This is a genomic window from Pseudooceanicola nitratireducens (assembly GCF_900109195.1).
Lineage (GTDB): Bacteria > Pseudomonadota > Alphaproteobacteria > Rhodobacterales > Rhodobacteraceae > Pseudooceanicola > Pseudooceanicola nitratireducens.
Map to the genome: position 1 here is coordinate 910,701 of NZ_FNZG01000002.1, position 24,717 is coordinate 935,417.

Genomic DNA, 24,717 nt, shown 5'->3' on the forward strand with positions numbered 1-24,717 from the left:
GAGAGGTCACTGCCCATAGATCGGGTCCCGTTAATTGGGGCGAGATGATTCGCGCCGATTCCCGGCAAAGTTGCGGTCGCGACGGGGCAAGGGACCTGTTGGCACGGCCCGATCAAACCGCAAACCCGGCGTGACCGGGCCGGGGCTTGTTCCCGCACCAACCGGGTGCGAGGGCAGGCCAGATGCGGGTTCAAAGACCGCCCCGCCGGGGCGCAAGACCAGGAAGGAACGGCCATGCTGCGCCAGTTTTTCGATTATTACCGCCCATGGAAGGCGTTGTTCTGGCTGGATTTCGGCTGTGCTGTGCTGTCAGGCCTGCTGGAACTGGCCTTTCCGCTGGCGGTGCAGGCCTTCATCGACCGGCTGCTGCCCTCGGGCGATCTTCCGGTGACGATCCTGGCGGCCGTGGGTCTTCTGGTGATCTACGTCGTGAACGCGGGGCTGATGGCGGTGGTGATCTACTGGGGCCACATGCTGGGCATCAATATCGAGACCGAGATGCGCCGCCGCGCCTTCGATCACCTTCAGCGCCTGTCGTTCAGCTATTTCGACCGGGTGCGCACCGGCAAGCTGGTGGCGCGGGTGACCCGCGACCTGGAAGAGATCGGCGAGGTCGCGCATCACGGCCCCGAAGATCTGTTCATCGCGGTGATGACCTTTGTCGGGGCCTTCCTTCTGATGCTGACCATCGATCTGGAGCTTGCCCTGATCACCGCCGCCATCGTGCCCGCCTGCGTAGTGATCGTGACGGTCTACGGTGGCCGCATGACCCGCACCTGGCGCGAAATCTACGCCCGCGTCGCCGCCTTCAACGTCCGGCTGGAAGAAAACGTCGGCGGCATGCGCGTGGTCCAGGCCTTCGCCAACGAGGATCATGAAACCGCGCTGTTTGCCAAGGACAACGCCGCCTATCGCAGCACCAAGCTGGCGGCTTACAAGGTCATGGCGGCCTCGTCTTCGCTGAACTACATGGGCATGCGGCTGATCCAGGTGATCGTCATGGTGGCTGGCGCGATCTTCGTGCTGAACGGGTCGCTGACCACCGGCGGCTTCGTGGCCTTCCTGTTGCTGGTCGGGGTTTTCTTCCGCCCGCTGGACAAGATCGCCGCCGTGATCGAGGTCTATCCCCGCGGCATCGCTGGGTTCCGCCGCTATCTGGACCTGATGCAGACGCAGCCCGACGTGGCCGACAGGCCCGATGCGGTTCCGGCCCCGGCCTTCCGTGGCGCGGTGACGTTTGAGAACGTGCACTTCAATTACGGCGATGACCGCCCGGTGATCCGCGACATCAACCTGCATGTCGGCGCAGGCGAGACGATGGCTTTCGTCGGTCCTTCGGGGGCGGGCAAGACCTCGCTTCTGTCGCTGGTGCCGCGGTTCTACGAACCCGGTGAGGGGCGCATCCTGATCGACGGACAGGACGTGCGGGACATGACGCTGCGCACGCTGCGGCGGCAGATCGGCATCGTCAGCCAGGATGTCTACCTGTTCGGCGGCACCCTGCGGGAAAACATCGCCTATGGCCGTCTGGGGGCCAGCGAGGAGGAGATCCTGGAAGCCGCCGACCGCGCCCAGCTGGCCGGGATGATCGCCGATCTGCCCGAAGGGCTGGACACCATCGTCGGTGAACGTGGCGTGATGCTGTCGGGCGGGCAGAAACAGCGGGTCGCCATCGCGCGCGCCTTCCTGAAGAACCCGCCAATCCTGATCCTGGACGAGGCGACGAGCGCGCTGGATACCGCGACCGAACGCCTGATCCAAGGGGCCCTGACGGATCTGTCGCGCGACCGCACGACGCTTGTCATCGCGCACCGCCTGGGCACGATCCGCGACGCCGACCGCATCGCGGTGATGGAGGCCGGGCGCATCATCGAGATCGGCACCGACGCCGAACTGCGCGCCGCTGCGGGGCGCTATGCCAGCCTGGCGGAGGCCTCGGTCTAGCGGGGCGGGCGGGCTAGCCCCGGAGGATGCTGCCAGAAATTCAACGAAAGAAAGTCCTCCGATCACAAGATCGGGGGGGTGCTATGGCAAAAGCAACAATCCGGGCGAGATGCCCAGGCGATGCGATCGGCTTGTCTTCAGGAGAACTGGCTGGGGTGGTAGGATTCTACTCTAACTTATTGATAATCATATAAATAATAGCAAACACAAGTATATGGTGTCAAGTGCCCGACGCCGGAAGCGACATAGTGTTTCATCCAGTGTCCCTCCACGTGGCCCCTTTGATCGTCGCAACCAGACCGGCCGTGCCGATGAGCCACCGTAGCTGTTATCGTGGTGCATATCACGGGCGGCCTGCGTGTTTCGGACAAGCCTCGCGACCTCGCGCGCACCGGTGAATGCCGCCATTGGGTCAAAGCCGTAGGATCGTGGTTCGCGCCCGATTGAGGTCGCGGGCGTTGGTGGGCACGTTTGCCATGCCCTGTCGTCAGATATTGGTGCTGCCGTTCCCGGCAAGCTTTCGCGGAGGTCACAAGTCTCGACAATTTTGCCGTTCTCGAACCGAAGGATATCGACATCCGTCTGGCCAAGGTCCTCAGCCGACGGGGGGGCTTTATGGGGCACAGTGTATCGGCTGACCAGTGAGCGAAGTATCTTCTGCGAATTCCGTTCACCGATCTTCGAAACCAAGGTGATCAAGACGCGGTGCTGCTTTCTCCCTCAGCCATACTCGTAAGCTCCAACCTATTGTAAAAAGAAAACAATGGTCATCGTAATTCCGACCACGGTGATGAAAGCTCTGAGTAGAGTAGGATTTCTTATTCGCCGTGACATAGTTGCACCGAGGTAACCGCCGGATGCACAAGCGAGGCCCAAAACAAGCGCGTGCTGCCACGCGATCAAACCCGCGCCGATGTAGACGATGACCGAGACGAGCGAGAGAATTGAGGACACCAGGTTCTTGAGGCCGTTCATTTCGTTCAAGTTGGTAAGCCCGATCAGCCCCATCGCAGCGAGTAACAATATCCCGACGCCTCCGTTGAAGTAGCCACCGTATGTTGCGACGAGAAGCAGAACAATCGTCGCAGCGCCAAGACCTGTCTTGGCGCGACCGCGCCTTCGCATGGAGGCCGTGATACGAGGGCCAAGGGCAAAGATCACAGTTGCGAAAGCCAGTAGCCAAGGAACAATCCCCTCGAAAACGGTTCCGGGTGTAGCAAGCAGAAGGGCTGCGCCCAAGCCGCCGCCAAGGGATGCGATGGCAATGACCATGAGCAAGGGAAGGCTGTCGCTGGCATGAATATCATCTCTGAAGGCCCAGGCGCTGCTAATGTAACCAGGCAGCGCTGCCAGTGTCGCCGTCGCGTTAGCCATGATGGGAGGAATGCCTGCCCACACCAAAGCTGGAAAAGAGAGAAATGTGCCCCCGCCGGCAACGGCGTTCAAAGCCCCGGCTGCCAGGCCAGCGATGATTAGGACCAGAGTTGTGAGCATGGGGTAGTTTCCGAGAACGAGAATCACGAGACGGGTGTTGCCTATTTGTGTTTTGGTCTGCAAATTGGTCTGTGGGGATATCATGATACGGTGGACTAAAGACGCGGCGCTGACCCGGATGCGCGAACTGATAGAAACAGCCGCGCCGCACCCGGGCGACCAGCTTCCCACTGAACGAGCCCTTGCCTCTATGCTTGGAAGTAGCCGACAAACGGTTAGATTCGCGCTGGCTCGGCTCGAAACAGAAGGCGAGGTCTGGCGTAAGGTCGGCAAGGGCACCTTTCGCGGGCGAGCTCCTCTGGGACATCCCGTGCGGGAAACGGTGCTTCTCCATGCCGTCTCGCCCGAGCAGCTGATGAAGGCGAGGCTGATGATTGAGCCTGCCATCGCTGCGGAGGCCGCGCGCTGTGCTACCCGGGCAGATGCCCGCTATCTGGAAAAGCTGGTGGACGCGGGGCGTGCCGTGGCGACTCGCTCAGTTGCTGAGGCGGCGGATGCCAGGTTTCATCACGGTGTCGCCGAAGTCGCTGCAAACCCAATACTCGTCGGGCTTCTCGACCACCTTGCTGACGCTCGCCGGAGAGCCGCCTGGCAGAGAGAATGGGACCAGACCTATAGGCGGCTTGGTGTTGGTGAGTTTGTTGGGTTACACAGCGAGCAGCATTCTCAGGTGGTGCAGAACATCTTTGATCGCGATCCGGATTCTGCCGAAAGATCGATGCGCGACCATCTGGAAACCATCGCCACTGCTATGCGTCGCGGTAGCGATGGAACCGGTGTGTTGCCTTAACGCTCACTTGGGCGGGTGGCCGCGCCGTCTACGCCGCGAACACGTTCGCGATAGAACACGTATGCTCCCGATGTGAGAATGATCGCCGTTCCGAATAGGGTCATTCCATCAGGGACTTCATTGAAGAACAGGTAGCCAACCGCAGTTGCCCCTACGATCTCAAGATACTGGAACGGCGCGAGAAGGCTCGCCTCGACTTTGCTGAATGCGAAGGTGATCATCATGAAGGTCACAAGAGCAAGCGCACCCGCAGAAGCCAATGCCCACGGCCCCCATTCAGGAAGGGTGGCGAGGCCTGTTGTGTCAATATCGAGCCCCTGCGCCAGCAAGACCGCAAGCAGCGAAAGACCTCCTGCGATCATCGAAGCACCAAACTGGAAGCTTAGCGCGGATCTTGTTCGCGTGGATTTTCGCATGACGATCATGTTCATGGCATAGGCGAGCGCTGCCAGTAGCGGCAGTAGAACGACCGGGCCGAAGGTGGCGAAATTCGGCCGTATCACCACAAGAGCGCCGATGAGGCCAACGCCTACAGCGGCATAGCGACGCCATCCGGGAACCTCTCCCAGAAAAGGACCTGCGAGTAGCGTGAGCAGCAATGGCTCTACGAAAAAGATGGCGATGGCCGTCGCGATCGGCATCGATGCAAAGGCGGTGATCAAAGATAGTGTCACTGTCAAGATCAGGCACGCGGACAACAGCGATCCGAGCGATAGGATCGAACCACGAAAATGACGGCGTAGTAACACGGCTCCTGGCAAGAAGAATGCCGCTTGGGCGACCGTTCGCCATACGGTCACCTCGAAGGGGGCGGCATAGGCTGTCAGTGATTTTGAGATCGCATCCCCGATTGGCAGGAACACCATAGCGAGGCACATCGCGAGCATACCGAGGCGCTTATCCATATCGATTTCGCGTGTGGAAACAGCATCTAAAAAAGCCATGAAAAACCTCCTCTGCATCGGCAACGATGCGCGAACAGGTCCGGGCGTCCAGGACGGTCTGAATGGGAAACGGGATGACGCCATCACCCCGTGAGGCGGACTTATTGCTTCGGCCTTGGTGGGTCAATGGCCGTCGTCAATGTCACTCAATCGGAGTGAGGGCGATATCCGCGAGTGTTGACCGGTTCAGGTTGTCGATAAAGCCCATTTCCGCCACCCGGAGCCGTGACTTCAAGCGGCACCCTCCATCTATTGTGCAATCGCCACCCGAAGGCTCAAAACACTCGACCAGAGCCTGACCTTCTTCCAGTAGCCGGACGATGTCACCCAATCGGATCTCCTCTGGTGGTCGGGCAAGCCTTGCTCCTCCGCCGCCGCCACGTCGTGTCTGAACCAACCCGGCACCCGCGAGCTTTTGCATGATCTTGGTCAGATGGTTGCGCGAGAGTTGGAACTCCTGAGCGAGCTCAGCGGTGGAGAACGCGCGCTCCGGAGCACTGCCCATCCGCATCAGCATGCGCAGCCCATAATCGGTGAAAGAGGTCAAACGCATCCTACATCCATGAATTGGTATTTTAGGTGTCTATTCGAGTCATCCACGCTAATATATGTATCAGATCAGTTGAATGCGACCATCTGTGCCGTGTGGCATTTGGATTTTTAAGGAAATCACGATGACTGATGACTTTGAAGGCTTCAAGTGTGTCGGCGGTTTCTCTTCTCCCCCATGCTTGGCAGGAGAAGTCGCACCGGACTACTTCGATCCCTTGGCTGTGGACCCGCAACAGGCGCGAGATGTGGCCAGATGGCGTGTAGCCGAGCGCAAGCGCCTTCTGAATGAGCGAAAGGCAATGCGCTCACAGAACAAGCAATACGTAGCGGAAGCCCTCACTACTCATCTTACCGAGCTGCTTGCAGAACAGCGTTCTACGGCAACCGACAAAATCGTAAGCCTATTTTGGCCGATTAAAGGCGAGCCGGACCTGCGCTTGCTCATGCATGATCTGCATGGGCAGGGCTGGCAGATTGCTTTGCCTGTCGTTGTCCGGAAGGCCGGGCCGCTCGTCTTCAGGGAATGGTGTCCGACTACGCGCATGACGAGAGGGCGCTGGAATATACCGGTTCCATCAGCCTCCGAACCTGAGCTGCACCCTCAGATCGTCATCGCACCCTTGGTTGGCTGGGACGCTGAAGGCTATCGTTTGGGATACGGCGGGGGATATTTCGACCGGACCCTCGGTGCCACACTGCCTAAGCCATTGAGTATTGGCGTTGGGTTCTCCTCGGCACATGTCTCCACAATTTTCCCCCAACCACATGACATACCTCTCGACGCGATCATAACTGAGGCAGGAAGGGAGTTCGAACGTGAGTGAAGAGAAGCAGGCATTGGCAAGCGCTCTCATTGAAGGAATGCCGGACGCACTCGTCGTTTCCGACAGGGATGGTATCATTCGCTTCTGGAACGAGGGTGCTGAGCGGATCTTCGACTTCGCAGCGTCGGAGGCAATTGGTCAGTCACTCGACATCATTACGCCGGAAAGGCTTCGTGCCCGTCATTGGGAAGGCTATGAGCAAACAATGAAGACAGGTCGGACACGTTATGGTGCCGGCGACCTTCTGTCGGTTCCCGCGACCCGTAAGGACGGCGTTCAGATATCGGTTCAGTTCTCGATTATGCCGATTTTCGATAACGACGGGCAAATAAAAATGATCGCCGCTATAATGCGAGATGTGACTGGTGAATTCGAGGAGCGGAAGGCGCTTCGTAATGCTTTGCGAGCTGTCAAAAATTGAACGCAATAAATTACGACAGGTTCAAAAGTTCATGACGTTCGGGTGTAAGTTAGTGCGAGGCTACCGCGCCGTAAGATCTCCGAGACGTTACCCGGGAACTGCGGCTGATGCTTTTTTGGCGAAGGGCTCCCAAAAAGCAGGTGGAGCACTCACGCCGGTCGCACGAACATTCGATCATCATCATGCTCCACTTCTTCGCGACCTCGTATCTCACGATAGCTGTGCCAGGTAGCGTGTCCAAGGAGTGGGAAGATGATGATCAGAGCAAGCCCAAATGTGAGAACGGATGCGGCGAACAACACGACCACGATCGCACCCCACGCCAGCATCACTGACAAATTATTCCAGACCATAGCCATGCTGATGCCAAGTGCTGACATAGCATCTGTTCGTTCGGTCAAGAGCATGGGAAAAGCGAAGGCACTAATGGCGAAAGCGAAAGCTGCGAATAGTGCACCGACGATACACCCCACCATCAGCAGGCTCCATCCGATCGGAGTGAGAAACAACATTGGTAGGATTTCCATTATGCCGGGGAAAGCGACCATGCCGAAGAACAGCGCATAGATCAAAACGGCGGCGCGCATCCAAAGTAGGAAGAGCCCGAGTAGCAAAACTCCCATCATGAAGCCAGCACGAGCCGACCGTGGTCGGACAAGGAGCATCCCTGCGAACCTCGTTGTGTCACCTACCTCCAACCTTCGGCTCTTTTCGTATAGGCCGCTGGCGATGAGTGGTCCGAGCACCATGAAACCAGAAAGAGCAGGAAGCAGCGCATAGTCGAAGTCCAGCTGGAAAAGGCACCAGACCACGAGCGCTGATAAAAGGAACACTCCGAAACCATATGCGAGACTGGGGATTGGATTGGTCCACAGGTCGCGCCACCCGGAACTGACCCATGAAAAAGCAGTGCGCCAAGGCAGATTGCGGGCATGGCTGCTCTGGCGTGGCAAAGGTGGAACGACTTTAGGGATCATTCCCGCATCGTGTGGATTGTCAGGCGGAGGAGGGGCAAGCTTGTCGCTCAGCATGACGGTTTTGCCGCGCGATACGTCGCGGCACCTTCTGTCTCAGCGGCAATGCATGCGGGCTGCGACGCCAGTGAAACCTTCAAAAGATGGGTGTTGGCAAGGACGAAGACCGAAATGATCGTCAGTGCACCGAGTGTGAGCCACATTCGTGTCCTGTCAGTCGTCATGGTGCGTCTCCTTCAGTTGACCAAGGTAGATGGTCAGTATGCGCCGCTCCGTTTCGCTCAGGCGCTGTTCCCAAGCCGGCATCCAGCCTTGGCGGCCGTGGAAAATCGTATTAAAAATCGATTTTTCATCTCCGCCGTAGATCCAGTGCTCGTCTGTCAGATCGGGTGCCCCGAGGTCCTGAGACCCTGTGCCATCCTCGCCGTGACAGCTGGCGCAATTTTCCTCAAAGAGTGTGGCACCAGCAGCGAGCCGGTCCGCATTGATTTCTTCAGCTGGTCGGGACAGAGATTGCACGTAGTCGGCGGCAATGCGGATCTGTTCACGGTCTAATAGGCCATCTCGCCCAAATGCCATCATCTGTGAAAAACGAGATTCAGGGTGTGGCGCATTGATGCCAACCCGGAGGGTTTCCAGAACCGTCTCATCGTCCGCTCCCCAGAGCCAGGCTTGATCCACGAGAGAGGGGTAGCCGGGACCGCCCTGAGCCTGCGCACCGTGGCACGCTGCACAGTTGTCACCGAATAGGGCAGGGGCGGTTCGCTGGACATGAGCCATCAAGGTGGGGTCGGACCTGACCTCGTCCAGCGTCAACGAAGTTATGGGATCAGACCAGGAGGAGCGCTTGGCATCTGCTGCGGCGACTCGCGCTTCGACCTGTTGCCGTTGGTCCACGCCCAGAAGACCTTTGGTGTAGGTGTTTACCGTCGGCCAGGCGGGCATTAGGACCCAGTAGAACAACGCCCATACATGGGTCACAATGATGAAGAACCAGATCGCACGCGGCACGCGTGTATTGAGTTCGGTTATCCCGTTCCACTCGTGTCCCGTAGTCTGGTGGCCGGTCAACGGATCGCGTTCTTTCACCGACATGGTCCGTCCTCATCGTCAAGGATACTGTTGGCGGCTCTCTCGAAGCGTTTGCCAAGAGAAGGCCAGAATGCGTAAGCTGCGATGCCGATCGAGAGGGTGAGTAGATAGAATAATCCGAAGGACTTGGCGATGACACTTGTCAGGTCGTGGGTGATATCCATTGTGTCAATCTCCTTCCAGAGATCGGGTTTGCGAGGGCAAATCAGTCAGGCCGCCAAGGATCTGCAAATACGCGACGAGCGCATCCATCTCGGTAACGCGATCACGGCGGCCGTCAAAGAACCGCACGTTGGTGTCATCACCGAAACGCTGGAAAACCCCGTCGGCTGCCTCTGTTTCGGGACGGGCTTGGCCGCGTGCATCAATTGCCGCGTTGTCTATTTGATCCTCGGTGTATGGCACGCCGACTCTGCGTAGAGCATGCAGTCGAGCAGGAAGGCTCTCAACATCGAGCTCGTTCTCGAGAAGGAAAGCGTATTGCGGCATCACAGATTCCGGCACGACTGCCCGCGGATTGATAAGATGCTGGACCTGCCATTCGTCCGAAAATTTCTCACCGACGCGGGCCAGATCCGGGCCGGTGCGTTTGGAGCCCCAGAGCATGGGATGGTCATACTGTGACTCAACGGCCAGGGAATACGGGCCGTATCGATCCACCTCGTCCTGGAGCGTTCGGATCATTTGACTATGGCAAGCATAGCACCCTTCTCGGATGTATATGTCGCGCCCAGCCTGTTCGAGAGGCGTATATAGCCGCATGTCCGGTGCTGCTTCGACAGTTTCGTCGATCGTGAACAACGGCGCAATTTCAACAAACCCTCCGACGCCAGCCGCAAGAATGATACCGACCGTTAACGCCATCGAGTGCCGCTCGGCGCGGTAGTGGGTTCGAGCTTGGAACTCGAACATTCGGGCGAAAGGAGAAAGGATTTTGCGAAACATTCGATTACTCCGCGACCGGCACGGCCGGTTCCGTGGCTTCCGATGGCGTTGGGTAGTCTCCTTCAGTTCGCTTTTGCGGGACATTACGGATTGTCAGGTAGACATTGATCGCCGCGAGGATTGCCCCTGCCAGAAATAGAGCACCACCAGCAGCACGGGCAACGTAGTAGGGATGCATAGCAACCAACGTGTCTGTGAAGGAGTAGGTAAGCGTCCCGCTTTCAGTGTAGGTGCGCCACATCAGCCCCTGGGTTATGCCACTGTTCCACATCGCGAAGACGTAAATGACCGTTCCTGCCAATGCGAGCCAGAAGTGCCATTCTACCAATTTCCAAGAATACATGGTTTCACGCTGCCAGAGGGTCGGCACAACTGCGTAAATTGAACCGAAAGTGATTAGCGCGACCCAACCCATTGCACCAGCGTGAACATGGCCGACTGTCCAGTCGGTGTAGTGCGACAGAGAGTTGACTGCACGGACGGCCATGAACGAGCCTTCGAACGTCGACAGGCCGTAGAACACCGCAGCGACCATCATAAAGCGCAGCGTGGCGTCGTCTCGCACCTTGTGCCAAGCCCCATTGAGCGTCATCAGTGCATTTCCTGCGCTGGCCCAGCTGGGCACGAGCAGCATGACCGAGAAGGTCATGCCAAGGGTCTGCACCCACTGCGGAAGAGCGGTGTAGTGCAGATGATGCGACCCTGCCCAGATATAGAAGAAAGTGATGCCCCAGAATGAGAGGATCGATAGCCGGTAGGAATAGATCGGCCGCTCAGCCCGTTTTGGCAAAAAGTAGTAGAGCATTCCCAGAAAGCCGGCTGTCAGGAAGAAGGCCACGGCGTTGTGACCATACCACCATTGAGTCATCGCATCCTGGACACCTGCAAAGGCGGAATAGCTCTTGGCGCCGGCGAAACTGGCAGGCACAGCAAGGTTGTTGACGATATGCAAGACTGCCACAACGAGTATGAAAGCCAGATAATACCAGTTGGCGACGTAGATGTGCGGCTCATTCCGTCGCGCGAGGGTTCTGATATAAAGCACGAAGTAGATGACCCAGACCACGACGAGCCAAAGGTCCGCATACCATTCGGGCTCGGCGTATTCCTTGGATTGAGTGACGCCCATGAGGTAGCCTGAAGCTGCTATCACGCAAAAAAGGTTGAAGCCGAGAAGAACGAACCAAGGAGCGACATGGCCAGCAAGTCTTGCGCGACTGGTGCGTTGCATGACGTGAAACGATGTCGCGATCAAAGCGTTGCCACCGAAGCCGAAGATTACACCAGACGTGTGCACTGGCCTGATACGCCCGAAGCTTGACCATGCTGCATCGAAGCGAAGGTCAGGCCAGGCCAACTGCGCTGCGACCCAGACTCCCATGCCCATCCCGATGACCGCCCATCCAAGCGATATTAGCAGACCCACGCGCGTCGGGTCGTCGTAGTAATTTTCGGCTCTATCCTCGAGCGGTTCAGGGTCCTGTATTACACGAAGAACAGCAAGAAATACGATCGCGCCCGCGAACATTACGATGGCACCGTGCGGTCCCATTGGGTCGCCGCTACCGGCGGCCGCCATCAGCAAACCTGCTAAAATGACCGCAATCGAAATGGCAAGCGCCAACTGTCTTTCCGCGATTGTGAGGCGTTGCAGCATCCTATAGTTTCTCCTCGTCCGGGCGTGCCGTCGGCAGAAGAGGGCGGTCTTCGCTTTGAAGTATTCGCTGTGCATCGCCCTGTGGGTCGTCGTATTGCCCGTTGTTCAGCGTCCAGAAGAAAGTCAGTAAACCGACGGCTCCCATCGCCATCGTCAACGGGATGAGCAGGTAGAGAATTGTCATACTGGTGCTCCTTTCCTTCGCCCTGACGCAAAGCGATCGGGCAATGCGCTCGACTGCGGTCTTGTCACACGTCAGTGCTTTTCAGCCGTTGCGTAAGATATTCCCGAAGAACCACAGCCTGATTGTGATCGCGGTCTTTTGCAGCGTAGAGCAGAATGACCGGTCCTTTTCGACACCAGTCCAGGCACTCGCCTACTGCGTCTCGGTTATCTGCGAGTTCATGGAGGTAGCGATTTCGAAATTCGCCCCACTTTTCCCGGTCGTGGTCGAACCACTTCCTTAGGTTTGCGCTCGGGGCTACATTCTTGATCCAGGCATCGATCGAGAGTTCGTCCTTCGAAACACCTCGCGGCCATATGCCATCGACCAATAGACGTGCACATGAGTTGTCTACTGGTGTATCGTAAACACGCTCTATCGAAATTCTTGCGGTTTCAACCATTGTCAGCTCGCGAAAGGCTGGGCACGCCATCACGATCGGCATCTTGGATGGCCATATTCAGAGATCGTGCTATCCGCTCGGCCCGTTCTATGACGTGCGCGGCCCCGGCGGGTGGACAGACTTCTACTGCGGTTTCGCGGAAAAGGCTGAGCCAGCGTTCAAAGTGGCTCCAGCGGACTGGGAGCCCGATGTGCTTGGGAACCGGCGCGCCATGGTAGCGCCCCGTCATCAGGGCTACTGATGACCAGAACGCTGTCATTCGGTCGAGGTGTGGTTCCCAATCGACAATGCGACTTTCGAAGATGGGACCCAGTTGGGCGTCGGATCTGACCTTCGCGTAGAACGCTTGAACAAGTTCGTGCAAGACCGCTTCGTCCAGTCCAGTTTCGGCGTGAAGTCGGGCCGTCATGGCTGGTCGCATCGATGGGACAGGGGATGTCTGTGCATGTGCCATCCAAATGCATCCTTGATTGCCTTTGCCTTAACGGAGTATGTGCTTTAATAGGTATTGTAAATACCAATTTGTTGGCGCAGGCCGAGGCGAAAGCGCACAGGCGGATCCTCTCTGAGCCGGAGTGTGGTGCAAGCGAGGCTGGAAATGAGTGAAGTGTCGTTGTCCGCAGAAGGATATGTGGTTGATGCGCAGCTTTTGGCGCATGCTTTTGGGGTGTCGTTAGAGGCGGTGCGGGCCGAGATGCGTGATGGAATGATCACCAGCCGTTGCGAGACCGGTGTCGGCACAGACGAGGGACGTTCCAGGATGACGTTCTACCGAGGTGACCGGGCATTCCGCATCGTCGTTTCAACGGATGGAACGGTGTTGTCGAGAAGCACCTTTCCAGTCGTGCCGTCCAGGGGCGAACAGTGAACCTTGTTGACAACCCGACTTTCAGATTGAAGCATGTCCGTCATGATCAAGTTTGAGATCATTTTTCGGTTTCTGCTTCTGAACCGCCCGTAACCCCGGGCGGTCTGTGTTGTTCTGATCTGAACGACCACCCGGGGATTTCTCAAGAACCTCCACTGAGAAACCGGGGTTTTGCGCCCCGAGCGGGGACGCAAATGACACTTCCGATACACGTTACGAATTCCCTAAGATCGCAGAACGTTGATACTTCTCGTCGAGAAGAGGACGTCTGGCTCACAGTAACCGACCAGTTTAATATCAGGCAGTTTTTGGCTTTTGCCGATACAGGGCGCATCACATATCCTTGCCAGCTGATCCAATTGCTACGTCGAAAGCTGTCGGTCGCGCGTTGCGCCGACAATCCTGCACCTGGAAATTTGGCAACCATTGGTAGGCAAGTCAGATATAGTTTGGATGGCTTGCGTGTTTGCAACGGCCTCCTGGCTGTCGGCCTTATAAGTTCAGTTGGTGAGGTTCCGATCCACTCTATGGCGGGAGCAACGCTGATAGGTATGTCCGTCGGTCAATCCGCGACATTTTTGGGTTCGAGCGGGGTTACTCGAACAATAACCCTAATCGAAGTCTCCAGCTGCCATCTGAGGTCGACGAGTGCATAGCTTTGGTTTTTCGCCATGCGATGCTTCTGATCGCGCTTTCTGGCTTTGGTTGACCTTGAATAGTTTGGTCAGCTCTGTCGTAAGCGCGACACCGCTTTCAAAATCCTCCGATGAACCAGCTAACTCGACATTCATAGATGGAGCCGGCACTCTTGCTCGCCTCAAGACCTTGTCCACATAAGAAAGAACTTCGTCGCGACTGTCGGCATCAGTCTCAAATTTCGTCAGCCAGAACCGCAGCGCATACGTCGTCGTAACCGGCCCAAGTTCCACTACCTTCACGTCGGGTGCAGGCTCTGACTTAATGAGCTTCGCTGAAGCGGTGGCTTCCAGCAGCAGGCCCTTCGCTATTTCTACGGAAACCACCCGCGACAGCTTGACCAAGACATGTGCTCGGTATTGCGGCTTGGGTGCCGAGTAGTTCGTAATACGCCGCCGAGCGATCTGACTGTTAGGTAGGATGACGTAGGTTGAATCAAGAGTAAGCAACCTGGTCGTTCGCCATCCTATCTCGATGACTCGTCCGCGAGCAGCTTCATCGATGTCCACCCAATCGCCGATCCTGTATGGGCCTTCGATGCCAAGTGCGACCCCTGACAAGGTGTCTGCCACGACGTTCCTGACAGCGAACCCGAGCACGGCCAGTATAAGGCTTGATCCAGCAAGTGCGCCGACTAATCCTTGTTCCAGCATGGATGCAGCTGATGCGAAGAGAGCGGCAAAGAAGAAAAGAACCGCCATCAAGTCTTTGAATAGTTTTGGGTAGGGGCGATTTTGTGAGCGTCCGTGATCCATGGCAAAGCCGAAAATACGACTGCCGAACCACGCTACGCCGATATAGGTCAGTAGTGAACCGGCGGTTTCAACGCGGAAACCGAGGTATGGTTCTACTTCATGACGATAGATCCCGATGAGCACACCGCTGGTCATGATGCCAAGTGGCCATGTGAATCTGCGCGCGATGGACCAGATCATTGCACCAACTCCTTTGCCAACCGGGATGGACGCTGCTTGCGGCAAGAAAGACAGACAGCAGAAGTCGTCGGTTGAACAGTAGTCTCTCCGCATCTCACACAGAGATGCCCAGTTCTGGTGCTGGGAACTCGTAGAGGGTGGTGGCAACTCGGGCAGCGCGTGGCGGCGGCACGCGGCACGGATTCCTTACAAGCGGGGCAGGTGTTTGGTAGGAAGCGCATTATGACACTCTTGTCGTTCCGTTCTTGGTAGGGCGTGCAGTCACACGCGAATTCCGACCCGGAAGGAGTGTCAGCGTGGCTAATGCCGCTGGAACCTCCCTCCGGGCGCGACATGCGCGTCGTTCAGCCCTCTCGCCTGATGTCGCATCTCAGCCCTCATTCGGTGCTGCACAGGCAACATCCGCCACGTTCAAAATTGACAGTTCCCGGACCTCGCCCGAGCGGGTCTGCCAGGCGAACTTGGCACCTTGGGCGAGGCCAATGAGAGCGACTCCAATGGGGGTCATCACGGATATCTTTCCAACCGAGATGTCGGCGTCTTCGGGATATACGGGCGTAACCGTTTTCTCTTCGCCGGTTGTTTCGTCGCGATACGTGACGTTTCGGCCAATTGCGACGACATCATTCGGCACCTTCCGTGTTGGAACGATGCGAGCTCGACCCAGCTCGTCCAGCAGTAGGTCCGCAATCATCGGATTGCGGGAATAAGCGGCTTCAGCCATGGCTTCGAGTCGGCTCAGTGTCCTCTCATCAAGGACGACTTTGGGTCTGCGAGATGTTGCAGTCTTCGTTCTCAGAGGTTTGTTCATTGGTTTCTCCTTCGCCGCGACAGAGATGTGCGGAGTCTGAAAATTGGTTCTTCTAATACTATCTGGATCAGGTCGCGTTTGGACTGACGTCGAGCACGACCACTGTGTCGATCTGGCCGTCTTCCCGAAGCAGGGGGACCTTTTGGAGGGCCCGCATGCCGATAAGCGTAGCTCCCAACAGAGATGTGACGAGAATGTTTCCCGGGTGCGGGAGTGGGTCCAGACTTAGGACGCCGCTACGGGCACCCTCTCCGCTGATCATGTAGGATACCAGTCGACCTGAAATGGCCAGATCCGATGGGACAGGCTCGTCGACATGCGCCGAAATCCTGAGCTTGTGTCGCAGAAAGCCCTGGAGCATCGGTGGGTTTGCGGCGAAGCGCGTCCCCTGTGTGTCAAGCAAGGTCTGAATCCCACGTCTGTCCTTGGTTGTCAGGAAATACCCCCGACGGCTCGTGGCACGACGCACACGTTGGCGAAAAGTCTCATAGTGGCTCGGCTTGGGTATGGGGGCGTTGAACATGCCATTTCTCCCGGGGCGCTAAAGCCCTCGATCTCAAGTTGCATTTGTTTGAGATGCCCCGGTTGGTCGTGGACGCGACTATGCGCGGACCGCCCGGGGGACCGGGCGGTTCAGAAGCTGAAACCGAAAATGATTCTCATGCTTGACCATGCCACCCAGCGTAGACTCCGCGCCCAGTAAGTCAACGCCGCCATCAGCGGCTTCTCGCCCGGCAGATCGAGGAACTTTTCATTGACTGAGGCTCGTAAAGCTATGGCCGATTGATGGTGCTCAGATCTCTTCTTTCTTGATCGTTGAGCGTGAGAGACCATCCAGATGGTTTCCGCTCATTTTGAGTTTTCCATCGCCTCACGGTTGCGTGATGCCATGCAGAGCTGCCAATATGCATCAAAGATGCTGATTCATGGAGCGCTTGCTTCAACAGTTCCAAGACCGTGCATCGGCCGGATCGATCTGGCTTTCGCATCGCGGCGAGTATCGCAGGGGCATAATGATAGATAGCAGCAACAATCCGCCAGATGGCCCTCAAATCCTTAACAGGCGGCAAGAATTATTCAGGTTCTTCGTGCTCGCATTTGGCATATGGCCGATTGTAGCCGTGGGCGTTGTCGGCGGTTATGGCTTTCTTGTCTGGATGTATCAGATCATCGCCGGCCCACCGGGTCCCCTCGGGCATTGATCCTGAATGCCAGCCCAAGCCAGCATATCCCGCCGCCAACTTCTGAAAGGGTCTCCTCGACCGGCTGATTTCAGGCCGAGGCCGCCAGGTGTGACCGTGGCGTCGCTTGGTGAATGCACGCGCTGCGGGGATTGTGTCTCGGCTTGCCCGGAGGGGGTTCTCGGCCTTGCCGATGACGGTGTGGTCCTTTTACCGGATCGGGGTGAATGCACCTTCTGCGGCACCTGCGCGGAGGTTTGCGAGGAGCCGGTTTTTGCGACGGATCTTCGCATGTCCCACACGTTCGTGATTTCGAACGATTGCTTTGTGCAGGCCGGTATCACCTGCATGTCATGCCGGGACGCCTGTCCCGAGGAGGCCATTTCTATGCAACCGCGGATCGGTGGGCCTTTCCTGCCGGTCCTTAACCAGTCGGCCTGCACGGGCTGCGGCGCTTGCGTCGCACCGTGCCCGGCAGATGCCATTCATGCCGTGAGAAAGGAGCCCGCCGATGCCTGAGCGCTGGCACGTCTCGTCCGCTGTCGTGAGCGTCAGGGACACGCAACGCGATGCCGTTGCAGACAGTCTCATGAGCCTGGAAGGGGTGGAAATCCACGGTGGCGATGCGACCCGGCTGATCATCACGATCGAGGGTGGCAGCACCGGCCAACTGGGGGACCGGCTGACCGAGATAAATCTCATGCCCGGCGTGCTCGTGGCGAACATGGTTTTCGAACACGCAGAAGACCCCGACGAAACGGAGGAGCCAATATGCCACTCGACCTGAATCGACGTCAGCTTCTGAAGGCACAGGCGGCTGCGCTCGCCGCATCCGCCGCAGGGATTCCGCATGATGCGCTTGCACAACCGGTTCCAGGCGGTGTCGAAGCCCTGAAGATCAAGTGGTCCAAGGCGCCCTGCCGGTTCTGCGGCACCGGCTGTGGCGTGATGGTCGGCGTGAAGGAGGGCAAGGTCGTCGCCACGCACGGGGACATGCAGCATGAGGTCAACCGCGGCCTCAACTGCGTGAAGGGCTACTTCCTGTCCAAGATCATGTATGGCGAGGACCGCCTGACCACGCCGCTCATGCGCAAGACAAACGGTGAATTCGACAAGAACGGCGAATTCGAGCCGGTTACATGGGACGAGGCCTTCGACGTGATGGCCGAGCGGGTCAAAAAGCAGCTCAAGGAGAAGGGGCCGGAGAGCATCGGTATGTTTGGCTCCGGCCAGTGGACCGTGCTGGAAGGCTACGCCGCGACCAAGCTGATGCGGGCGGGGTTCCGGTCGAACAACCTTGATCCGAACGCGCGGCATTGCATGGCCTCTGCTGCCGTTGCTTTCATGCGGACCTTCGGCATCGACGAGCCCATGGGCTGCTACGACGATTTCGAACATGCGGATGCCTTCGTGCTCTGGGGCTCCAACATGGCCGAGATGCACCCGATCCTCTGGACCCGCCTGGCTGACCGTAGGCTCGGCACGCCCGGCGTGAAGTGCGCGGTGCTGTCGACCTTCACGCATAGGTCCATGGACCTTGCCGACATCCCCATGGTGTTCAAGCCGGGCACCGATCTGGCGATCCTGAACTACATTGCCAACCACATCATCCAGACCGGCCGCGTGAACGAGGAGTTCGTCGGCAAGCACACCACCTTCATGAAGGGGCAGACGGACATCGGCTACGGCCTGCGCGACGAGGACCCGCGTCAGCAGGCTGCGACGGGCGCGGCCAATGCAGGGCTGATGGAACCGTCGGACTTCGAAGCGTTCAAGGAGCATGTCTCGACCTACACGCTCGAATACGTCAGCGACCTGTCGGGGGTCGAGCCGGGATTTCTGGAAGAACTGGCCGAGCTTTATGCCGACCCGGACACCAAGGTCATGTCACTCTGGACCATGGGCTTCAACCAGCACGTCCGCGGCGTCTGGGCGAACCAGATGGTCTACAACATCCATCTTCTAACCGGGAAGATCTCCGAGCCGGGCAATTCACCTTTTTCGCTCACTGGTCAGCCCTCGGCCTGCGGCACGGCGCGAGAGGTTGGGACCTTCGCGCACCGTCTGCCTGCGGACATGGTGGTGACCAACCCGGAGCATGTGCACCACGCGGAGGAGCTTTGGAAGCTGCCACACGGCCTGCTGAATACCAAGCCGGGGTTCCATGCGGTGCTTCAGGACCGGATGCTGAAGGACGGCGTGCTGAATTTCTACTGGGTGCAGGTGAACAACAACCTGCAAGCGGCACCCAACTCGCAGAACGAGACCTACCAGGGCTACCGGAACCCCGACAATATGATCGTGGTCTCCGACGCCTATCCGACAGTTACCGCCATGGCCGCCGATATCATCCTGCCCGCCGCCATGTGGGTTGAGAAGGAAGGCGTCTACGGCAATGCTGAACGCCGGACACATGCCTGGCACCAGCTGGTCGATGCGCCGGGTGAGGCGCGGTCGGACCTCTGGCAACTGGTCGAGTTCTCGAAACGCTTCACGACAGACGAGATCTGGCCGGCCGAAATCCTCGATGCGCATCCTGAATACCGGGGGAAAACGCTCTACGATGTCTGCTTTGCCAATGGTCAGGTCGATGCCTTCCCCCTGGATGAGGTGCGCGACGATTACGAAAACCAGGAGGCGAAGGATTTCGGTTTCTACCTCCAGAAGGGTCTGTTCGAGGAATACGCCGCCTTCGGGCGCGGTCACGGCCATGATCTGGCGCCCTACGACACCTACCAAAGCGACGAGGTGCGCGGGCTGCGCTGGCCGGTCGTTGATGGGGAGGAGACAAAGTGGCGCTTCAAGGAAGGCTATGATCCTTATGTGACGCCAGGCAGCGGTTGGGAGTTCTACGGAAAGCCCGACGGCCGGGCCGTCATCATCGCGGTTCCCTACGAGCCGCCGGCGGAAAGTCCGGACGACGAGTTCAACATGTGGCTGGTGACGGGCCGGGTGCTGGAACACTGGCATTCCGGGTCGATGACGATGCGCGTGCCCGAGCTCTACAAGGCGTTTCCGGGGGCCAAGGTCTTCATGAACGCGATCGACGCAAGGGAACGCGGGCTGAACCAAGGGATGGAGGTGCGGGTGATCTCACGCCGGGGGGAGATACGCAGTCGGGTCGAAACACGCGGTCGAAACCGGATGCCGCCTGGCGTGATCTTCGTGCCGTGGTTCGACGCCAGCCAGCTGATCAACAAGGTGACGCTGGATGCGACTGACCCGATATCGAAACAGACGGACTTCAAGAAATGCGCTGTGCGCGTGGAGAAGGTCTGATGAGACATCTTCGCCTTCCCACTATCCTCGGCGCCTGCCTTACGGCGACCTTCGTTCTGGCTCAGAACGTGCCGGAGCTTTCCGGACCGTCCCCCAACCCGATGGAGCCTGTGCCAGCCGCCCCGTTGGAACGCTATGTGACCGACGACGTGCGCCAGATGCGGGCTTATCCAGAACAGCCGCCGGTGATCCCGCATTCGATCGAGGGTTACCAGCTGTCGGTCAATGCGAACCGCTGCATGTCCTGCCATAAACGCGAACATTCACTCGGGTCCGGGGCCCCGATGATCTCGATCACGCATTACATGACGCGCGACGCTCAGATGCTCGCCGACGTGTCCCCTCGTCGGTATTTCTGCACCCAGTGCCATGTGCCGCAGGCCGATACGTCGGCCCTGATTGGGAATACCTTCACGGACATGTCCGAAATGGGTGCGTCCGGCGCGGGGAGCGAGTGATATGCGCTGGATATTTGCCCCTTTCCGCTGGTTCTGGGACGTCCTTTGGACCCCTGCCGGAACGCTCGGGCTCGGGTTCCTGACTCTGGGCGGGTTCGTTGGCGGGGTGATCTTCTGGGGCGGTTTCAACACTGCGCTCGAATACACCAACACCGAGGACTTTTGCGTCTCCTGCCACGAGATGCGGGATAACGTCTTCGAAGAGCTGTCGCACACCGTCCATTTCTCTAATCGGTCCGGGGTAAGGGCAGGGTGTCCCGACTGCCACGTGCCGCACGAATGGACCGACAAGATCGCCCGCAAGATGCAGGCGTCGAAAGAGGTCTGGGGCAAGATCTTCGGGACCATCGATACCCGCCAGAAGTTCCTGGAACACCGATTGGTCATGGCGAAGCGTGAATGGTCGCGGCTGAAGGCCAACGACAGCCTTGAATGCCGGAACTGCCATTCAGAAGTGGCGATGGACCTCAGCCGCCAATCTCCGCGCGCGGCGGAGATCCACACCGAATACCTGCTGTCCGGTCAGCGAACCTGCATCGATTGTCACAAGGGCATCGCGCACGAGCTCCCGGACATGACCGGCGTCGAACCGGGCTGGACCGTGCCAAAGGAACTTCAGGGCGAGACGCAGCCCGGTCTTTCACCGGCGGAGGAGATCCAGAGTTTTCTTATGGAACGGCAGATCGGCGACTGAAGCCTCGCGAGTTTGCTGAAGCGCAAAGACAGCAGCCGCAGGGATGCGTATGTCTGCCAGCGTTCTTCGCCTTTGACGCGAAGTTAGGCGCGGCCGACGTGCCGGTGTAATTGCAAAAAAGGACATGACGTCATGCTCAACAATATCGGATTGCCGGGTCTGGCGATCATCCTCGTCGTCGTGATCGTGCTGTTCGGGCGCGGCAAGATTTCTTCGATCATGGGCGAGGTGGGGCAGGGATTGACCGCCTTCCGTCGCGGTATCAGGCAGGAGCCGGAGACAGACGAGACCACAGCCGCCTGAACCGCGGACAAAAGAAAGACAGAAAGAAAGTGTGGGGCTGAAGGCCAGCCGCTTTCAGAACGGCGCTCGCCACAAAAACAATATGCTGAGTGATATTGCCCACAAGATACTTCGGGCCGCAAAATCTTGCGGCCCGAAGTATTCGCGATTCGAGTGGCATAAGGGTCTTCGACTTGGTCCCGTGTGAATTCTCCACTCGCCTCGGCGACTGCGCCTACTACTGCGCTGAATGCAAATTCAAACCGTCCGCCTGCATCGCCGCTCGGATCTGGTGTCGGACAACGAACCCCTGGTCCGGAATTTGGTCATAGATCAAGAACGGCGGATGAACCTTATGCTGCCATGCTCGGCCGAACTCGACAGCACATGCGGCCGGCGCCGCTGGAAATACTGCCAGGTCTACGTCCATCCCGTGCTGATCTTTGATGGCGTCGAACGTCTTTCCGACGAGTTCCCGAAACCGGGAGAGATCATCCTTGTTGCGAAGCTCAGACGCGCCCAGCCGACTGCTCCGGAGCTCCCAGATCGAAACCGGTTGATCAGGTAGCGCCTGGATCACACGATCATCTGCAATGCCGGCGGTAACAGAGATTTTCAGAGCCACCTTTTTCGGGCCGGAAGCGCCAGGAGAGCAGGTGAACTCGAGAGGTTCTCGATCGTTCGGCCAGCCCCAGCCCGGCATCGGTTCCCTGTGCCTACCGTAGACTGAAACCGCAGACAGGTCTGAAAGCAGTCGACCAAGCTCCATGAGGACGGGCATGGGCGCGAAACCGAACACTGCGAGATGCTCGAGCTCACCGTCCGCGAACCTTCCGGCGATCTCTCGCTCGATCTTCTTGCGAAGTGCATCGATGACGACTGGGTAGTATTCGGGATCGCTGTCCTTTTGCGCAATGTCGCGGATCTTGATGTCGATCGGGCGCCGATCCGCCGGGGTGAACTCCGGCCTCATTGCCTCGATACAGTCCCGGAGCGGAACGGCTGTTTCGTTGTCGCCGATCGCCGCGGCAATCCGAAGGATATGGGCGGGTGTTGCATTCGGGTTCTCGAGGAGCCGCTCGATCCGCTCCTCGTTGGCACGCTTCATCTCCTGCAAAGTGTCCACGGTGTAGCGGTCGATCTTCGCGGGATCGTCGATCTCTCGGTGGTGCGGATCGCACATCAGCATCAGGTTGTCAGGATCGTCCGCGAGCTGGTGCGACAGGAACGGGTGGCCACGTTCGCCGCCCGGGTCAGAGGCGATGATATGAGCCAGGTAGGCATGGTTCTTAGCCAGATCGCCCGTCACGAGGTCGCCATCGAGGCGTTTGCCACAGCCGTGATATTGGCAACGGCCGGCGGCGCGGCCCCAGACGAGAATTCTGGTCTTTTGCGATGGACTACGCCCTCGTGCCATCCGGAGCTTCCTGTATCTGTCTTAGGATTTCGCCCACGGAGATCGGGCCCGGCGCGTTCGAGCCGCGCCAGACGCCGTCGAGCTGCCAGATTTCATAGAAATGAAGCCACTCGGACGCCCACGGGACGATCCGGTCGGCGATGAGCATCGTGCTGTCCCATTCCCCGGCATCGGGATCAAACAGGCAGAGCGCCGAGTCTTCTGGGTTCTGATGATCGTAGTTCAGGTGCGGTAGATCGATGAAGTCGGTTCCCGGCCGGGGCTCGATTGGCGGGTCCAGAACATGGACCAGGGGGACCGCTTTCGGGTTCTGCCATCCCCAAATGACGGCGACTTCATATTTCATCTGGAAACCCCGGAGAGGTCCGATCCAGGCGATAGCCCGACCTTCTTCCAATATCCGCGGCCGTAGGTCAGGCCAGCGATGCCGCATGCGGTTGAGCTGGACCTGAGCGGAGCGCGGCTTTCGGGGCTTGGTCTTCATTTTCCGCGGAAACCGGGATGGAAGTGATGGGCAGGGGCCTTCGAGACCTTGGCCGCCTGTTTCGGCGCGGGCGAGATGAGGCCGGGATTGGCCACGAACCCCTTGTTGTGCTCGTAATGTGCGGCGCCGGCGGACGAGGAAAGACCGTCGATATAGGCCCGAACCGCCTTCTCGCTGACCCGCTCGCCGAACAGGTCGTCGAAGATCTTGCGTGTGTCCGCCAGGGTGGAGGTCCGGGCGCGAGCCAGTTCCGATCCCAGATGCCGCAGATCCATCCGGAAGAGCTTCATCTCCCGGTCGTGCTTCGGCCACCGGTCGTTGAAGTTCTCTTCCCAGAGTGCCGGATTGCGCTCCTCGGGGCGGCGACCGCTTTCCAGGGCGACTGCCATACGCCGGTCGAGTTCTGCGGCATAGTTCTCGAGCTGCGCGCAAATCCCGAAGGGAGAGAGGGGGACCTCGGCAGCGACCTTGGAAAGATAGACAGACACCGGGCGCTTCTCGTCCCGGTTGGCATAGCGCAGGTTGAGGTATCGCTTCATGAGCTTGAGGGCGATGACCTGGGGCGCATCCCGGATCGGATCGATGGGCTCGGGGAGCGCGTCTATGTCCGTATCGGCCATAATTGTGCCGGGCACCAGACGATCTTTCATTTGCAACTTGGAGCGGACTCCATGGACATGATCCTGGAAGCCTCGGCTCGGCATCGTGATACGGGTCCTGAAGTCATCCGCGAAGCCGTAGGGGTTTACACGGAACCGTTCATCAGGTCCTTCGTCGGGGCTATGATAGATCTCACCGACGCGTTCACGCCGAGGATCGTGATCGGGGTCCATCGGTGTGACGTCCAAATGCATGAAGGCAAACTGGAGCTGGATGCAGCGCGTGCAGCGCTCAATCTTCTTCACGTCCGGAAAACCCTCGAAAGCTGCATGGAGTTCGTCGAGAACTTGCCGCGGAGTCCAGCCTATCGGTGTGCGGAATTCCAATATAGCGTCGAGATCAAACCTATCGTCGTCCGCGCCATGAACGATGGTGGCGCCGATGGCACGGGAACCCTGAGGGTAGACGAGCGCAGTCTCCATATATCGGCGAATCGGACTGTTCGGTCGTTGGAGGTGCTCTGGGATCAGGTTGTAGCGTTTCGAGGCAACTTGGTTGTCTCGAGGGCTCAGTTCCATTTCAAGGACTGTCCCCAGCAGTAGGGCGTCGAGTTGCGGGGCAGTATCGTCAAGCGGCATCGGTAAGGCCTCCTCCAAAATGGTGCCCGTTCGATTGCCTCCCTTCAATCTTAGGCGCTAACAATCCCAATATATGCCCGGTCCGGATTCGTTTCAACGCCACATGATGTA

General features: G+C 58.4%; 29 protein-coding genes. 12 read left to right on the top strand and 17 right to left on the bottom strand.

The window, feature by feature from the left end; all coding sequences use genetic code 11:
* Nucleotides 1-234 precede the first annotated feature (234 nt).
* The gene (locus BMX99_RS10240; protein WP_093450875.1) at nucleotides 235-1,944 is read left to right on the top strand and encodes an ABC transporter ATP-binding protein; all 1,710 of its coding nucleotides are present in this window, start codon (nucleotides 235-237) and stop codon (nucleotides 1,942-1,944) included.
* Nucleotides 1,945-2,688: 744 nt separating this feature from the next.
* Here BMX99_RS10240 and BMX99_RS10245 read toward each other — a convergent pair.
* Nucleotides 2,689-3,438, bottom strand: coding sequence for a sulfite exporter TauE/SafE family protein (locus BMX99_RS10245; protein ID WP_093451336.1), 750 nt, complete (start codon nucleotides 3,436-3,438; stop codon nucleotides 2,689-2,691).
* Nucleotides 3,439-3,556: 118 nt separating this feature from the next.
* On the opposite strand from BMX99_RS10245, the gene BMX99_RS10250 reads away from it, so the two are divergent.
* Nucleotides 3,557-4,228 (top strand): FadR/GntR family transcriptional regulator, encoded by a 672-nt coding sequence (locus tag BMX99_RS10250; protein ID WP_244525515.1) that lies wholly within the window; start codon nucleotides 3,557-3,559, stop codon nucleotides 4,226-4,228.
* Here the strand turns inward: BMX99_RS10250 and BMX99_RS10255 are convergent.
* Nucleotides 4,225-5,172, bottom strand: a complete 948-nt coding sequence (locus BMX99_RS10255; RefSeq protein WP_244525516.1) for a DMT family transporter — start codon at nucleotides 5,170-5,172, stop codon at nucleotides 4,225-4,227. The two genes, BMX99_RS10250 and BMX99_RS10255, sit on opposite strands and share 4 nt — an antisense overlap.
* A gap of 142 nt (nucleotides 5,173-5,314) precedes the next feature.
* Nucleotides 5,315-5,725, bottom strand: coding sequence for an Rrf2 family transcriptional regulator (locus BMX99_RS10260; protein WP_093450877.1), 411 nt, complete (start codon nucleotides 5,723-5,725; stop codon nucleotides 5,315-5,317).
* Nucleotides 5,726-5,846: 121 nt separating this feature from the next.
* Between BMX99_RS10260 and BMX99_RS10265 the strand changes: the two genes are divergently transcribed.
* Both BMX99_RS10265 and BMX99_RS10270 read left to right on the top strand, forming a co-directional pair.
* The gene (locus tag BMX99_RS10265; protein WP_093450880.1) at nucleotides 5,847-6,548 is read left to right on the top strand and encodes a 5-formyltetrahydrofolate cyclo-ligase; all 702 of its coding nucleotides are present in this window, start codon (nucleotides 5,847-5,849) and stop codon (nucleotides 6,546-6,548) included.
* Nucleotides 6,541-6,969, top strand: a complete 429-nt coding sequence (locus BMX99_RS10270) for a PAS domain-containing protein (protein ID WP_212632860.1) — start codon at nucleotides 6,541-6,543, stop codon at nucleotides 6,967-6,969. The genes BMX99_RS10265 and BMX99_RS10270 overlap by 8 nt, the downstream gene beginning before the upstream one ends.
* Before the next feature lie 149 nt (nucleotides 6,970-7,118).
* Here the strand turns inward: BMX99_RS10270 and BMX99_RS10275 are convergent, their stop codons facing one another.
* The 9 genes from BMX99_RS10275 to BMX99_RS10310 form a co-directional block, all read right to left on the bottom strand.
* On the bottom strand, nucleotides 7,119-8,000 hold the full coding sequence (locus BMX99_RS10275) for a DUF2189 domain-containing protein (protein WP_212632861.1): 882 nt from the start codon (nucleotides 7,998-8,000) through the stop codon (nucleotides 7,119-7,121).
* The gene (locus BMX99_RS19670; RefSeq protein WP_170848702.1) at nucleotides 7,994-8,167 is read right to left on the bottom strand and encodes a hypothetical protein; all 174 of its coding nucleotides are present in this window, start codon (nucleotides 8,165-8,167) and stop codon (nucleotides 7,994-7,996) included. Before BMX99_RS19670 ends, BMX99_RS10275 begins: the two co-directional genes overlap by 7 nt.
* Nucleotides 8,157-9,038, bottom strand: a complete 882-nt coding sequence (ccoP, locus tag BMX99_RS10280; protein ID WP_093450884.1) for a cytochrome-c oxidase, cbb3-type subunit III — start codon at nucleotides 9,036-9,038, stop codon at nucleotides 8,157-8,159. The genes BMX99_RS19670 and ccoP overlap by 11 nt, the downstream gene beginning before the upstream one ends.
* Nucleotides 9,029-9,199, bottom strand: a complete 171-nt coding sequence (locus BMX99_RS10285; protein ID WP_093450887.1) for a cbb3-type cytochrome c oxidase subunit 3 — start codon at nucleotides 9,197-9,199, stop codon at nucleotides 9,029-9,031. The genes ccoP and BMX99_RS10285 overlap by 10 nt, the downstream gene beginning before the upstream one ends.
* Before the next feature lie 4 nt (nucleotides 9,200-9,203).
* A complete protein-coding gene (gene ccoO / locus BMX99_RS10290; RefSeq protein WP_244525517.1) occupies nucleotides 9,204-9,980 on the bottom strand; it encodes a cytochrome-c oxidase, cbb3-type subunit II in 777 nt (258 codons plus the stop codon).
* Nucleotides 9,981-9,984: 4 nt separating this feature from the next.
* A complete protein-coding gene (ccoN, locus tag BMX99_RS10295; protein WP_093450889.1) occupies nucleotides 9,985-11,637 on the bottom strand; it encodes a cytochrome-c oxidase, cbb3-type subunit I in 1,653 nt (550 codons plus the stop codon).
* Nucleotide 11,638: 1 nt separating this feature from the next.
* Nucleotides 11,639-11,821, bottom strand: a complete 183-nt coding sequence (ccoS, locus tag BMX99_RS10300) for a cbb3-type cytochrome oxidase assembly protein CcoS (RefSeq protein ID WP_093450891.1) — start codon at nucleotides 11,819-11,821, stop codon at nucleotides 11,639-11,641.
* Between the two features lie 64 nt (nucleotides 11,822-11,885).
* Nucleotides 11,886-12,305 (bottom strand): DUF488 domain-containing protein, encoded by a 420-nt coding sequence (locus BMX99_RS10305; RefSeq protein WP_322788139.1) that lies wholly within the window; start codon nucleotides 12,303-12,305, stop codon nucleotides 11,886-11,888.
* Nucleotides 12,256-12,672 (bottom strand): group III truncated hemoglobin, encoded by a 417-nt coding sequence (locus tag BMX99_RS10310; protein WP_093450896.1) that lies wholly within the window; start codon nucleotides 12,670-12,672, stop codon nucleotides 12,256-12,258. The genes BMX99_RS10305 and BMX99_RS10310 overlap by 50 nt, the downstream gene beginning before the upstream one ends.
* A 189-nt stretch (nucleotides 12,673-12,861) precedes the next feature.
* Between BMX99_RS10310 and BMX99_RS10315 the strand changes: the two genes are divergently transcribed.
* Entirely contained in the window at nucleotides 12,862-13,131 is a 270-nt protein-coding gene (locus BMX99_RS10315; protein ID WP_093450898.1) for a DUF6522 family protein, read from the top strand.
* A gap of 611 nt (nucleotides 13,132-13,742) precedes the next feature.
* Here the strand turns inward: BMX99_RS10315 and BMX99_RS10320 are convergent.
* Both BMX99_RS10320 and rnk read right to left on the bottom strand, forming a co-directional pair.
* Nucleotides 13,743-14,762, bottom strand: a complete 1,020-nt coding sequence (locus BMX99_RS10320) for a mechanosensitive ion channel family protein (RefSeq protein ID WP_244525518.1) — start codon at nucleotides 14,760-14,762, stop codon at nucleotides 13,743-13,745.
* A gap of 370 nt (nucleotides 14,763-15,132) precedes the next feature.
* Nucleotides 15,133-15,573 carry a nucleoside diphosphate kinase regulator gene (gene rnk, locus BMX99_RS10325; RefSeq protein ID WP_093450901.1) on the bottom strand — a complete coding sequence of 147 codons (441 nt, stop codon included), beginning with the start codon at nucleotides 15,571-15,573 and terminating at the stop codon, nucleotides 15,133-15,135.
* Nucleotides 15,574-16,586: 1,013 nt separating this feature from the next.
* On the opposite strand from rnk, the gene napE reads away from it, so the two are divergent.
* The 7 genes from napE (at nucleotide 16,587) to BMX99_RS10365 (ending at nucleotide 21,488) form a co-directional block, all read left to right on the top strand.
* A complete protein-coding gene (napE, locus tag BMX99_RS10335; RefSeq protein ID WP_093451353.1) occupies nucleotides 16,587-16,775 on the top strand; it encodes a periplasmic nitrate reductase, NapE protein in 189 nt (62 codons plus the stop codon).
* 6 nt (nucleotides 16,776-16,781) lie between these two features.
* Nucleotides 16,782-17,273, top strand: a complete 492-nt coding sequence (locus tag BMX99_RS20080; protein ID WP_093450907.1) for a ferredoxin-type protein NapF — start codon at nucleotides 16,782-16,784, stop codon at nucleotides 17,271-17,273.
* A complete protein-coding gene (locus BMX99_RS10345; RefSeq protein WP_093450910.1) occupies nucleotides 17,266-17,541 on the top strand; it encodes a chaperone NapD in 276 nt (91 codons plus the stop codon). The genes BMX99_RS20080 and BMX99_RS10345 overlap by 8 nt, the downstream gene beginning before the upstream one ends.
* Nucleotides 17,526-20,033: a periplasmic nitrate reductase subunit alpha gene (gene napA, locus BMX99_RS10350; RefSeq protein ID WP_093450913.1), complete on the top strand. Its 2,508-nt coding sequence runs from the start codon at nucleotides 17,526-17,528 to the stop codon at nucleotides 20,031-20,033. Before BMX99_RS10345 ends, napA begins: the two co-directional genes overlap by 16 nt.
* The gene (locus tag BMX99_RS10355; RefSeq protein ID WP_093450916.1) at nucleotides 20,033-20,491 is read left to right on the top strand and encodes a nitrate reductase cytochrome c-type subunit; all 459 of its coding nucleotides are present in this window, start codon (nucleotides 20,033-20,035) and stop codon (nucleotides 20,489-20,491) included. The genes napA and BMX99_RS10355 overlap by 1 nt, the downstream gene beginning before the upstream one ends.
* A gap of 1 nt (nucleotide 20,492) precedes the next feature.
* The gene (locus tag BMX99_RS10360; protein WP_093450919.1) at nucleotides 20,493-21,185 is read left to right on the top strand and encodes a NapC/NirT family cytochrome c; all 693 of its coding nucleotides are present in this window, start codon (nucleotides 20,493-20,495) and stop codon (nucleotides 21,183-21,185) included.
* A gap of 132 nt (nucleotides 21,186-21,317) precedes the next feature.
* Nucleotides 21,318-21,488, top strand: coding sequence for a twin-arginine translocase TatA/TatE family subunit (locus BMX99_RS10365; protein WP_088626385.1), 171 nt, complete (start codon nucleotides 21,318-21,320; stop codon nucleotides 21,486-21,488).
* Nucleotides 21,489-21,705: 217 nt separating this feature from the next.
* Here the strand turns inward: BMX99_RS10365 and BMX99_RS10370 are convergent, their stop codons facing one another.
* The 3 genes from BMX99_RS10370 to BMX99_RS10380 form a co-directional block, all read right to left on the bottom strand.
* Nucleotides 21,706-22,884, bottom strand: a complete 1,179-nt coding sequence (locus BMX99_RS10370; RefSeq protein WP_093450924.1) for an HNH endonuclease — start codon at nucleotides 22,882-22,884, stop codon at nucleotides 21,706-21,708.
* Nucleotides 22,868-23,230 (bottom strand): hypothetical protein, encoded by a 363-nt coding sequence (locus tag BMX99_RS10375; RefSeq protein WP_244525520.1) that lies wholly within the window; start codon nucleotides 23,228-23,230, stop codon nucleotides 22,868-22,870. Before BMX99_RS10375 ends, BMX99_RS10370 begins: the two co-directional genes overlap by 17 nt.
* Before the next feature lie 134 nt (nucleotides 23,231-23,364).
* Nucleotides 23,365-24,606 carry a nucleotidyltransferase domain-containing protein gene (locus BMX99_RS10380; protein WP_093450930.1) on the bottom strand — a complete coding sequence of 414 codons (1,242 nt, stop codon included), beginning with the start codon at nucleotides 24,604-24,606 and terminating at the stop codon, nucleotides 23,365-23,367.
* Nucleotides 24,607-24,717: the final 111 nt, after the last annotated feature.